The organism is Gloeocapsopsis crepidinum LEGE 06123 (genome assembly GCF_015207655.1).
Lineage (GTDB): Bacteria > Cyanobacteriota > Cyanobacteriia > Cyanobacteriales > Chroococcidiopsidaceae > Gloeocapsopsis > Gloeocapsopsis crepidinum.
On sequence record NZ_JADEWN010000040.1, the window covers coordinates 23,203 to 36,051 of the forward strand.

At 41.3% G+C, this 12,849-nt stretch carries 9 protein-coding genes and 1 tRNA gene; 6 read left to right on the forward strand and 4 right to left on the reverse strand.

Annotated elements, in window-relative coordinates; translation table 11 throughout:
• Positions 1-2: 2 nt before the first annotated feature.
• From IQ230_RS15930 to mnmH, 3 genes are all read right to left on the reverse strand, one after another.
• Positions 3-3,461, reverse strand: a complete 3,459-nt coding sequence (locus IQ230_RS15930) for a PAS domain S-box protein (RefSeq protein WP_193933001.1) — start codon at positions 3,459-3,461, stop codon at positions 3-5.
• Positions 3,458-5,791 (reverse strand): response regulator, encoded by a 2,334-nt coding sequence (locus IQ230_RS15935; protein WP_193933003.1) that lies wholly within the window; start codon positions 5,789-5,791, stop codon positions 3,458-3,460. Before IQ230_RS15935 ends, IQ230_RS15930 begins: the two co-directional genes overlap by 4 nt.
• A 110-nt stretch (positions 5,792-5,901) precedes the next feature.
• Positions 5,902-6,978, reverse strand: a complete 1,077-nt coding sequence (mnmH, locus tag IQ230_RS15940) for a tRNA 2-selenouridine(34) synthase MnmH (protein ID WP_193933005.1) — start codon at positions 6,976-6,978, stop codon at positions 5,902-5,904.
• 241 nt (positions 6,979-7,219) lie between these two features.
• On the opposite strand from mnmH, the gene IQ230_RS15945 reads away from it, so the two are divergent.
• The 6 genes from IQ230_RS15945 (at position 7,220) to IQ230_RS15970 (ending at position 12,335) form a co-directional block, all read left to right on the forward strand.
• Complete coding sequence (locus IQ230_RS15945; protein ID WP_193933007.1) at positions 7,220-8,260, forward strand: helix-turn-helix domain-containing protein; 1,041 nt, start codon at positions 7,220-7,222, stop codon at positions 8,258-8,260.
• 89 nt (positions 8,261-8,349) lie between these two features.
• Positions 8,350-10,500, forward strand: a complete 2,151-nt coding sequence (locus IQ230_RS15950) for a TonB-dependent siderophore receptor (protein ID WP_193933009.1) — start codon at positions 8,350-8,352, stop codon at positions 10,498-10,500.
• Positions 10,470-10,847 carry a TroA family protein gene (locus tag IQ230_RS15955; protein WP_228055017.1) on the forward strand — a complete coding sequence of 126 codons (378 nt, stop codon included), beginning with the start codon at positions 10,470-10,472 and terminating at the stop codon, positions 10,845-10,847. Before IQ230_RS15950 ends, IQ230_RS15955 begins: the two co-directional genes overlap by 31 nt.
• A 99-nt stretch (positions 10,848-10,946) precedes the next feature.
• A complete protein-coding gene (locus tag IQ230_RS15960; RefSeq protein ID WP_193933014.1) occupies positions 10,947-11,570 on the forward strand; it encodes a type I restriction endonuclease subunit R in 624 nt (207 codons plus the stop codon).
• Positions 11,571-11,684: 114 nt separating this feature from the next.
• Positions 11,685-11,755: transfer RNA gene (locus tag IQ230_RS15965), tRNA-Gly, on the forward strand.
• 94 nt (positions 11,756-11,849) lie between these two features.
• Positions 11,850-12,335: a DUF29 domain-containing protein gene (locus IQ230_RS15970; protein WP_193933016.1), complete on the forward strand. Its 486-nt coding sequence runs from the start codon at positions 11,850-11,852 to the stop codon at positions 12,333-12,335.
• Between the two features lie 82 nt (positions 12,336-12,417).
• On the opposite strand, the gene IQ230_RS15975 is transcribed toward IQ230_RS15970, so the two are convergent.
• The gene (locus tag IQ230_RS15975; RefSeq protein WP_193933018.1) at positions 12,418-12,828 is read right to left on the reverse strand and encodes a hypothetical protein; all 411 of its coding nucleotides are present in this window, start codon (positions 12,826-12,828) and stop codon (positions 12,418-12,420) included.
• Positions 12,829-12,849 lie beyond the last annotated feature (21 nt).

Sequence of the window (12,849 nt, forward strand, 5' to 3'; positions counted from 1 at the left end):
TGCTATACATCTTGCTGCGCGATCGGTAGTGTAAAATAAAATGTACTTCCTTTTCCGAGTTCGCTGTTTACCCAGATTTGCCCGCCGTGTTGCTCAACAATTCTTTTACAGATTGCCAATCCTAGTCCAATGCCTCTTTTTTGTTGTGCATCTGAAATGGCTACCTGCTGGAATGGTTGGAAAATTGATTCAAGTTTGTCAATAGGAATACCACGTCCTTGATCCTCAACTTTAAAGTGAATGTAAGGTACTGGTTTTGATTCTTGTAATTCTGCACTGAGCCAAACTGTACTACCTGCAGGTGAGAATTTAATTGCATTACTTAATAAATTAGTTAATGTTTGGACGATCGCATCGCCTGCTACCTGAATTTGAATTGTCGGAAATATCGTAGAAATTTTAATATTGGCTTCCTGGGCAATTGTTGCAGTACAAGCGATCGCTTGCGCAACGAGATCGGCAACTATGTGTGTTTCGATTGTGAGTGGAACCATACCAGATTCCAAGCGTTTGAGATTGAGAAGATTGTCTAGCAGCCGTACTAAGCGATCGCTGTTACTCAAGGCGATTTGCAGTACTTCTTTAACTTGAAGCGGTTCGTCATCCAAAACACCCGCTGCTAGAATTCCTAAAGAACCACGAATTGCAGTCAGAGGCGTGCGGAGTTCGTGACTCACAATCGCGATAAATTCGTCTTTCATGCGAGTAATTTCATGGCGATCGCTAATATTCAGAATTTGAGTAATAAAATAAAGTGGCTGTTGCGCTGCATCTTTCACTAGCGAGACACTCAATAGTGTCTGCACGATATCACCTTGCTTGCGTACGTATCTTTTTTCCATTTCGTAGCAGCGAATTTTATCTGTCAACAGCTGTTGTCGGTAGTCTGAATCTGCTTGGCGATCGTCAGGATGAGTAATATCGTCAGAAGTCAGTGCCAAAAGTTCCTCATCGGTATAGCCGACAATTTCACACAGCGTGCGATTCACTTTCAAAAAATGCCCTGTCGGTGATACTAATGCCATACCAATTGGCGCATCATCAAAAGCTTGGCGAAATCGTTGTTCACTTGCTTGTAGTGCTTGTTGTACCTGATTGCGTTCAGTGAGATCGCGAATGACTACTAACACCTCATCAGTAGTGAGGGGCATAACTCGTCCTTCTTGCCAAAGCGACTGTCCATTGACTACAAGTGGAAACTCATATATCTGCATCTGTTTTGTAGACAAAGCTGCAGCTGCGGCTGCTAGTCTTTGGCGGGCAATGTCTGGTGGTAGCAGATCGCTAATATTGGTTCCAATCAATTTTGGTGAAGTCAAGATAGGAAACGCTGTCGTTGGTTTAACATCGAGATATGTGCCATCTTGATGCATCCGAATAATCAAATCTGGTAATGCATTCAAAATCGCTCGATTCAGTGCTTCACTTTCATGTAAAGCTGTCTCAATGCGTTTGCGTTCTGTAATATCAACTCCTACAGCAATTACTATCCAGCAACCTTCAGTTTCATCCCAGCGTGAAGTTAAAATATCTGCAAGCCAACATTGCGAACCATCTTTACGCCGAAAGCGAAACTCAATTGTAATTGGCTGTTCTTGGCAGATAGCTGCAAACGCTTGATCCATGACGGTTTGCAAGTCTTCTGGTGGAATTCGAGATGCCCACAATTGTGAAGTTAATTCCTCTGGAGTGTAGCCAACCATAGCTGTACAACCGGCAGAACAATAGTCAGCCTCAAAAGTTCGATCGGGGTAAAAGCGCAATCGAGCAATTGAGACTCCTGCCAAGTTGAGAATATCATTGAGTTGGGCTTGAGATGCTTGCAGCTGTTGTTCGCGTTGCTTGCATTCGCTAATATCAAGAATGACTCCGTGCCAGCAGATATCGCCTCTGCGTTGTTCCGGCTGTGAACTTGTACGCAACCATTTGAGCTTACCAGAAGGTGTGATGCTACGCCACTCATAAGTAAAAGCTGCTTGAGTACTTTGAGCAACCTGTTTGAGATAGCCTGCGCGATCTTCTGGATGCATTTGCATCAGTATGATGCGGTTTGGTTGTGCCAGAAATTCTGCCGCACTGATTTCGTATACATTTTCAACCACTGGATTAATATATTCAAAGTGCATCAAACCATCTGGTTTAATAACTGCAGAGTAGATGATTTCTGGTAGCGATTGAGCTAAATTCTGTAGGATTGGTTTTGGATGTTGCTCTCGCGGGCTTCGATTTTGAAACGTTGCCGCAGTGTTGAACTGTGCAATATGTCGAAAAGTATTAACGAGTTGTGCTACCGGAACTTTGTTGTTGAATGACCCAAACTGTCTTTGCGCGATCGCATCTGCTTGCACTAAATACGGTGCTGGATTGATGAACCATTGCGTTGTGACTATTCCGATTGCTGCTACTAAAAGTATGATGATTGCACACAGCAATAAAGTATGCCGTTGGTTGACACCAACATTTTGCCTCAATTCCAATTCGGGTACAGCAACGATAATCAACCAATCCAAACCGTATGCATTTTGATAAGGCAGTACGTGAATATAAGTGAGTTGCTCAGCGATCGCTAGCTGAGTTGAATATTGCTGTAATTGATTAAGATTGCCAAAGCGCGTTAGGTGAGTTGTGATTGACTGAATCAAAGGTTCCGTTGTTGCTATGTGGCGTTGTTCGCCTTGAGCCATTATTTCAGTTGGTTCTGAGTCAGCAATTAATAGCCCAGATGTCTCTAAAATAATTGCTCTACCTCTTCCTATTTCTGACTGCTGCAAAAACCGATTAATTTGCTTAAGATTAAGGTCAATACTAAGTACACCCGTTAAACTGCCTTCAGAGTCGTATACTGGAGTACTTGCAGAGATTGCCTTTGGATGCGATAAATTCTTAGGATATACTGTTGTCCAAATCGGCTGTTTTGCTGCTACTGCATCCTGATACCAAGCAGCTTGCAGCACATTGGGGTTTGCGATTGTCTGCTGCACCTGGGTGCGATAGCCTTGGTGATTAGTAGAGTAAATGAATTGCTTGTGATTTGGTTTAGGTACTTCACTAATCACCGGAATTTGATCTTGATAACTTACACCAATATACGAACCATCGGTTTTTGCAAATTGAATCGAATTAAAATTGTAAGTCGCAAATTGGTGCCAAAAGTAATGTCCAGTTTGCTCAAAATCTTGAATATCTAAAAGACCATTATGAATGACTGCCAGATTTCTGTGGTTTACTACTTGCGCTGTCTGCAAATAGTTATCTAATTGCTGATAAATTCGCTCTCCTACTTCGTTGACTAACTTATTGCCTAAGTTGTGAATTGCTTGTTGTTCGCTGCGGTAAATCAGGTAGCCTACCAACCCTGTAGCACCTAAAAGTTGAACTAGGAAGGGTAAACTTAGCAGTATTCCTACAGGAATTTTGGCAAGGCGTTGATGTACACGGTGCAGCGAATCAAACGACTTCATAACGGATATAAGCAGTATGTATTGCGTCCCCTTGCTTTTGCAGCATAAAGTGCTTGAGTCGCAATTGCAATTAATTCTTGAGCAGAGATATTAATTTGGGGAATTGTACCACTAATACCTAAACTGACAGTGATATATTGATGAGTGCAAGAAGGATGAGGAATCTGCAATTGAGCGATCGCTTGCTGAATGCGTTGGGCAACTTGTAGGGCTTGTTCGAGGCTAGTCTCTGGGAGGACAATAGCAAATTCGTCTCCTCCTAGCCGTGCAACTAGATCGCGACCAGGTTTGATACAATCCCAAACAACATGAGTGACTCGTTGCAAACACTTATCTCCTGCTGGATAGCCGTAGATATCGTTGTAAGACTTGAAATAATCAATATCGTACGATATTAAACTTAAGGGAGCTTGTGCATCTGTAAGGCGCTGCCATTCTCGGTGGAGAACTTCATCAAAGTTGTGACGATTTGCAGCTTGCGTGAGTAAATCAATCGTTGCTTGCATCTGTCGAGTTTGCAGATGTTCTTTTTGATACTGTAGCAATTGTCGCTGAATACGCGATCGCTCAATGCGGGCAAGTGTGCGTGTAACGAGTTCTGGACCTGTAATCGGTTTCGCTATGAAGTCATCCGCTCCCGCAGCAAAGACTTGTTGAATTGAGGTACTATCTGTATGAGCAGTGACAACTAAAATCGGTAAATCACTATAGTAAGCATCTTGCCGAACAACACGACATAGTTCAAGTCCGCTAAATGTGGGCATTTCCAAGTCTAACAACAGAACGTCAGGAACCGTACTCGTGAGGATTTGCCAAAAATGCTTGGGTTGATTTAATGTTGTAACCTGCAATCCCCACGGTTGTAAAACTGCCATCAATGTCTGCAATGCTATGGGATCGTCATCCACAATCATGACTTTGGCATCAGTAGGTGTTGTTTGCGGCAATTGGGCGATCGCATCAAAAATTTCATCAATTGTTGCAGGTTGTAAAATATAACGACTCACTCCCAACCGAGCAACAGCAACTCGACTATCTAAACTATCTTGCGTTGTCAGAATCAAAATCGGAGTATTAGGAAACTGGATTTTTAATTCCTGCAGCAGCATTAGTCTGCGGTCTGGGACAACATGATTAAGACTCATAAAAATCACGCTCGGAGTATCGCCAACACGATGCAACACATCCGAGCGATCGCATACAATTTCAATTTGCCATCCTCGATGGGGTGCGGCTTGCTGTAATTGTGCAATTAATGTGTCGTCGGCGATCGCCAACATCAACGGTTTCAAAGTTGGTAGTAAGACTATTGGTGGCTTAGCAATTTCCTGCTTTAGTTCCGCAAGTAGTTGAGTAAATTGCTGCTGTTGAGCTTCTTCCCAATCACATTCAATGAACAGATGTTCGATCGCTCGTGCTAAGTCTGAACCTTTAGCATATCCAAATGTGCCTAATCCACCTGCTAAGCGATGAGCTTCTTCTTTCACTTGCTGGTGTTGAACTGAACTAAGGTTATGAATTGGCGATCGCGCTGCTGCTTCTAAAACATCAATTCGTTTTTCCAAAGAAGCTCTAAAGTCCCACATCACCTGCTCAATAGAAGCTAAATTCTCTTTTTGGCAATCTTCTACTAGTTGTTCTTTTTCTTTTTTTGGCGCAGCTTTCAATCGATATCCCAAGCGATACACTGTTTCAATTAATTCTTCTTGTATCCCTGCTGACTTCAGTTTCCGCCGCAAATCTTTAATCAAGTTTGTAACTGCAGCATCTGTTGGCGAGTCATCAATAGACCAGAGGTGATTGATAATACTACTACGGCTAAAGATTCGCTGTGGATGACGTAACAATAACTCTAGCAGGCTATATTCTTTGGGACTGAGGATAATAACTCGTTGCAGATAGGTGACTTGAATAAGAGTAGGATCAAGACATACATCTCCCCATGTCAAAACAGGAGAAGTCTTAGAATTTCCCTGACGTCGCAACAGCGCTCTCACTCGTGCTAAAAAATGAGCCGAATCACAAGGTTTTATAAGGTAATCATCAGCACCTGCATTCAGCCCTGCAATAATGTCTTCGTTTGCGTCTTTTGCTGTCAATATCAAGATGGGAGTTTGGCATCCTTGTTGACGTAGTTGCTGGCACACACTCAAGCCATCTAACTTTGGCAACATGATATCTAGCAAAATAATGTCATACTCTCCTTGAATAGCGAGTTCCAAGGCAATTTGACCATCTAATGCAGTATCGACAGTGTAACGATGGGCTGTTAATGTCGTTGCTAGCGCCTGACTTACTGACGGATCGTCTTCAACTAAAAGAATTTTCATGAAGGTTGGCAGGCAAGATGCCTACCTTACATTTCATACTTGATTTAGTAACCAAGATAATACTCTGTGAATTTTAATACGAACTAACTAGAGTTTTAGGAAGCTTTAGATTAATTTTCTAAATCAATTGGTATGCAATCAGTGACTAAAGAATTAAGTATTTTATCGACACTAGCAACTGATAAATCTGCAAGTGAGAACTCTTGTTGCACGTTAGTGTAATCTCGCTGCATAGAGTGAGTATAAGTAGGATCGTAATGTGACTCTAATAGATCTTGAAACAATTCTGCCCATTGTTGCTGTGCGATCGCTTGATACCATTGCGATAATTTCTTTTTGCCGTATCTTGCTTTCAAATAACCTAGCTTAGCTTGCAAGACATCAGGATGAGTAACTAGATGGGGATATTGCTGTAAAAGAAATTGAACTCTTGCTGAGATTGGTACGTGAATTTCTACACAGTTGGCTTGTTTCATCTTCAGCCACAGCGATTGTGGCAAATAGACTTGTCCAATTTTATTACTTTCTGATTCTACCCATACAGGTAAACGAGAGTTGAAACTGTGGAGTTGTTGCACTAACAGAGATTCAAAATACTTTTGCGAAGGTTGGGCTAAAGGTTTATCTTGCCATTCTTCACCTAGCAGTGAACCGCGATGATTCGCTAAATTCTCTAAATCGAGAACTTGTAAACCACGCTGCTGCATCTGTCGCAAGATATGAGTTTTTCCACTACCAGTTTTACCACAGAGAATTTGGTAAGTGAAATCAAGTGGTAATTTCTCTAATTGTTCGCGGACATAGGCGCGGTAAGTTTTGTAGCCACCTTCAATGACAGTCACTCGCCACCCGATTTGTCCGAGTACCCAAGCCATGCTATTAGAACGCTGTCCACCACGCCAGCAGTAAACTAATGGACGATAATCTTTTTCTTTATCAACAAAGTATTCGCGAAGATATTGCGAAAGGTTTTTGTAAACAAGTGCTGCACCAACTTTACGCGCAGTGAAAGGAGATACTTGTTTATAGATTGTTCCAACTTCAGCACGTTCTTCATTATTTAATACTGGTAAATTAATCGCCCCAGGAATATGGTCTTCAGCAAATTCTCCCTCGGAACGGACATCAATAATTTCACTATAAGTATCTAACCAAGGTTGCTGAGTGTAGACAGGTGTAGATGGCATTACAAATCAACTGATCTTTATGTTTGATTGTGCCACTTATGAGAAGTAGGAAAAGGGTTGAAATAAATATAACTTCAAGGCTGGTAACAGGTAATTGGTAATTGGCAATTAGCTATCTCTTGCTAAGTGTTAACAGCTTTCCGATTACTCATTATGCTCACCTACTTATATCTCAAGGATTATATTGATAATATTTCTCATCATAAGGCTTGAGTGAGTACCTGCGCGATTAAAAATTAATATGGCAATCACGCTCTCAGAACAAGATTGGAATGATTTATGGCAACAAGGTAAGCACAATGGTAGCGTCGTTTGTCAGTCAGATGGATGGGAAACGCTTGAGCAAGGATACCTTCCGTATTTAGGTAAAGTACATGAGTGGGAAATGCAACTTCGAGAAGGGCTATGCATTGGAGTATATGACTACAATTTAACCGACGATATTATCTGTATCTCGCAAAATTCTGGCTGCATCGATTCCTGCTTAAGCTTTTTTGTATCAGGTGATGTCAGAACAACATTGCATGGTTTGACAGATTGCGTCGATGAAGTCGTTGGGCGTAACTATCTCAGTTGTATTCCAAATGTACCTGAAACTGAAACATGGCAAGCAGGACAACGCCTCATCAGGCTTCAAATCGCCTTAGATCCCTACAGTTTCTTTCACGAGTTGACGCTCGAACAGTTAACACAATTACCTGCTGAGGTGAGGCAAGTTGCAGCTAGTGGTGATATTAAACCCTACTATCGCTCAGGAATCACAACTCCTGAAATGGCAGTAGTGATGCATCAAATTTTACATTGTCCGTACCACGGCTTGACCAAGCGGATGTATTTGGAAGGAAAAGCTTTAGAACTGTTGACGCTTCAGTTTAGTCAATTTGTGCAAGACAATCGCATTTCACAATCATCTGCGTTACGTTCTGATGACATCGAACGAATTCACTACGCTAGAGAGATTCTGCTAGCGCGTTTACACGATCCGCCTTCGTTGATTGAGTTGGCGCGGATTGTTGGTATTAACGATAACAAGCTCAAAATTGGTTTTCGCCACTGTTTTGGCACAACAGTATTTGGTTATTTGCATCAATGTCGTATGGAGCGATCGCGTCAATATTTAAAAGCTGGTGGAATGACAGTATCAGAGGTAGCAAAAGCTGTCGGTTTTGTCAACCGTGGTTATTTTGCAGCGTCGTTTCGCCGTAAGTTTGGTGTAAATCCAAGAGATTATCTGAACCAAATGCAAAAAACTCCGGCTAGCGATCGCAAAAACTCCGGCTAGCGATCGCCCTAATAGCTTCATGCCCTCCAACGTCGAGTAAACTTCTTGAGAGAGTTTCTCAGGTTTTGGTGTTACTGATGTGTGGGGCAATGGTGAATCAGCTAACGCGATTGATATTTTTAACGGGAATCTTTTCCCTACTGATAGCTTGTCCTAGTTGGGCAGAACAAACCGCAGTTCGTGGTAATCATGAAACACAAACGGCGCAAATTACTCCGTCTTCACAGTTACAAATTACGGAAGTTCGACTCAATCCAACAGATCAAGAACTAGAAATCATTTTAGAAACAGAGGGTTCCGAACAATTGCAGCCAGTCAGTCGTATTGAAGGAAATAGCTATATTGCTAATATTCCCAATGCACAGTTGCGGTTGCGATCAAGCGATGAATTTCGTGCCCAAAACCCGACGAGTGATATTACAGTAGTATCCGTAACAAATATTACTTCCAATACTGTTCGTGTAACGGTCACAAGTACAGAAACTCCGCCACAAGTTGCGTTATTTGATAGCGATGAAGGTTTGATCTTCTCTGTTACACCAACTACCTCAATTACTCAGACACCACAAGCGAGTGAAACTCCACCCGATCAAGATTCAATTGAACTGCTGGTAACAGGCGAAGAAGATGGATATAGCATCCCAAATGCCACAACTGGGACTAGAACTGATACACCACTGCGCGATACTCCCCAGTCAATTCAAGTAATTCCTCAGGAGGTTTTAGAAGACCAACGAGTTACCCGACTCACGGATGCACTACGTAACGTCAGTGGAGTGGTACAAATCGGTGGTTTTGGCGGGACAACTGACCAGTTAAATATCAGGGGTTTTGATGCTTATGATATTCTCAGCGATGGTTTTCAAGTTATCCCTGGCTTTACAGAGACTGCTAATGTTGAACAAATAGAAGTTCTCAAAGGACCCGCGTCAATTTTATACGGACAGATATCACCAGGAGGAATAGTTAATTTAGTAACTAAAAAACCGTTGAGTGAGCCTTATTTTGTGACTGATTTATCTATAGGCAGTTTTAGCTTTTACCGTCCTACTATTGATATATCTGGACCTTTAAATCCTGAGAAAACATTACTATATCGCCTTAATATTGCTTACGAAAATTCTGGTAGTTTCCGTGACTTTGTAAATAGTGAGCGATTTTTCATTGAACCCGTTTTTGCTTGGGAAATTAGCGATCGCACTGATCTATCAATCAATCTCAGCTATGCCTACGATAATCGGACATTTGACCGTGGTGTAGTTGCTTTTGGGCGAGGAATTGCTGATATTCCCATTAGTAGATTTTTAGGCGAACCAGATGACAATTCTGAAGTAGAAACTTTTGGTGTTGGTTATCGACTGGAACATCGTTTTAGTGAAAGCTTAACCCTACGCAATGCCTTTCAATTCATTTCAGATGATAGCTTGAATTACCGTGCCGAGCCGTTAGAACTTGATGAAGCTACTGGCGAACTGATACGAAATTACAGATCCAATGATACTTATGCTGAAACTTATGCTTTACAGACAGACATTGTTGGTAAGTTTGCGACAGGTTCAGTTCAGCACACACTATTGTTTGGCTTTGATTTCTCTAGACAAACTTCAGACTACACCCGCACTCAGCTACTACCTGAACTAACTCCATCAATCAATGTATTTAACCCAATTTACAGTTTTCTTTTACCATCTGCTCTTGCAGATCCAACGACTAGAGGGGGATTTACGGAAATTACCACTACAGACGAATTAGGTATTTTTTTGCAAAACCAAGTAGCATTTTCAGACAATCTTAAGCTGCTAGTTGGTGGTCGTTTTGATATTGTAGATCAAGGTAGTTTTTTTCAGGAAGCAAATAGTGCTTCTGGTAGTGATTCTAGCAATTATGCCGAGGCTTTCAGTCCCAGAATTGGTGTTGTTTATCAGCCAATTCAACCAATTTCACTTTATGCTAGTTATAGTCGCTCATTTCAACCAAATTTTGGTCAACGCGCTGATGGTTCATTGTTAGAGCCAGAACGCGGTACTCAATATGAAGTGGGTATCAAAGCTGATTTAAATAACGGGCTTTCAGCAACGTTAGCTGCTTACGAAATTACTAAAACTAATATTGCCACACCTGACCCTAACGATCCTGATTTTTCTATCCCGATTGGCGAACAAAGAAGTCGCGGAATTGAATTAGATATTGCTGGTGAAATTCTTCCTGGGTGGAACATCCTTGCTTCTTATTTTATTTAAAAAGTTCATTCGGTGGCTCAATTTTGGAAGATGCAGGGCTAAAACGCCCACCCGCGCAAGATATTGAAACTAAAGGCGCAAATCAGCGGCGAATTGATAAAGAAGTCATTTCACTTTTAGACGCTGATGTTATGTTTGTGTGGACTTATGGATATACTAGTGCGATTGCCCAAGAAGCACAAACCGCACTCAAGCGATTAAAAACTGATCCTTTTTGGTTATCCTTAAATGTTGTGCAACAAAACCGAGTATATGAAGTCCCTGCATCCTACTGGGCTGGGTTTGGTCCACTTGCGGCAAATCTAGTTGTTGACGATCTATTCAAATATTTCTTAGTGGAAAAATGAATTTTTCAGACTGCGAAGGTAGTCTTAGCTTGATTAGCTGCGACTTAAGTCACCCAGCTTAATATTAAACTATATAGTTTCAAAAATATTTATGCAATTATGGTGCAAACAATTCAAGCTAGAGATATTACTCTCTACGAACTAGAAGAAATTGGTTTGCAACTTGCTCAAGATGCTAGTTTTTTTATAGAATGGCAAGAAGGCTTACCACCATTAACTGAAGCTGAAAAACAGGCTTTGGCGCGAGTTTGCAGCAACTACTTGAACCTATCTAAGCGTCGCCCTATGTCAGAGGAGGCGGTGAAAATGGTAGTGTTATCTCCTCTTCTTGATTTAGCAGGCTTTTATCAACCACCTTTTGAAATTGAAACTGAAACTTCTGTGGAAATTTCTGCTGAAGATGACGGTACTGTTGTTAAAGGAAATATTGATGTTCTGGTAATACAAAAACGATTTTGGGTACTCGTTATTGAATCAAAAAGTACTAAATTTGATGTCACAGTAGCGTTACCTCAAGCACCTGCCTATATGTTGGCTAACCCAAGCCCAGTAAACCCAACATTTGGCTTACTCGTTAATGGTAGGGAATTTATGTTTATCAAGCTAGTAATTCAAGAACACCCTATATATGCACGCTCCTATGCTTTATCGATTGAACGCGATCGCGAACGACAGCAGATACTTAGCGTCTTAAAGCGCCTTGGTCAAATGATAAGTGTGTAAGTTTGATACTTTCCATCACAGCTTTGCTTTATCTGACAAGATTGAATAATAAAACCGAGATAAATTTGTATTCAATGAGCAATATGTGTTATCTTAGTTAAGCTTGATTCTATTGCGGGCATAGTTTAGTGGTAAAACCATAGCCTTCCAAGCTATTGATGCGAGTTCGATTCTCGCTGCCCGCTTTGATAAAAAACTAAAACCAATATAATAAAAGCGATCGCTTGGCGAGTGAAACAAGTGATGATTGAAAAGCGCACCTCATAAAAGAATTAGCCAATGACTCGAACAAAACCTATACATTCAACTTCGCATAGCGACTTATACGATCGCGATTTTGTTGCATGGTCTGACGAGCAAGCCATGTTATTAGAACAAGAACGATTCAGCGAATTGGACTTGATTCACTTAATTGAAGAGGTGCGTGATTTGGGGCGCAGAGAGCGAGATGCTATTGAAAGTCAGCTAGAGCGATTACTGTTACACATACTTAAGTGGCAATACCAACCCAAATTAAAAAGCTGTAGTTGGGAAATATCTATCAAAGATGCGAGAAGACAAATCAAAAAGCTGTGTAGAAAATATCCAGTGCTTATAAAACATATTCATAAAGAAGATGTTTTTGATGAATGTTACTTGGATGCTCGTGAAGCGGCAACAGATGAGACAGGATTGCCTAAGAAAACTTTCCCGTTAGAGTGTTCTTACTCATTAGAGCAAGTGCTCAATTCAAGTTTCTTTCCAGAAGCGATCGCAGATGAATAATTTGCTTTGAGAGTGTTCAGCCGACACCAACGTCTACAAACTTTTCTATAGCTTTCCTTGCTATTGATGAGTGTTCACTTGCTTATTGACAAACCCATTTCCATAAGGGGTGACTCGGACCCTGTTGACGAATGCGCTGTACTTGTTGTTCTAAACGGCGCTTTTCTTGCGATGGTATTCCCCAAAGGATATTACGACTTTGCCATACCAAGACACCCAAAGTCATGCCAACACAAATTGCTAAACCCAGGGTAGGTATTGGGTTGTAATACAAGCCATAGCGCACTGCTACCCAGGTAAAATATTGTTGCCACAAAGCAATTTCTCCACGTAACCCCCACAAGCTCAATAAACCAATCGTTAACCACAATATTCCGACAAATAACCATCTACCGTACACAGTTAATTGATGTAGCTTGTGTACTTGCTGTTTAAAAGTTTTGTCGCGATATTCACTTTGATTGTGGTAATGTGGCTGATCTGGTTGAACCATAGTGAGGGTAGAATACTACTG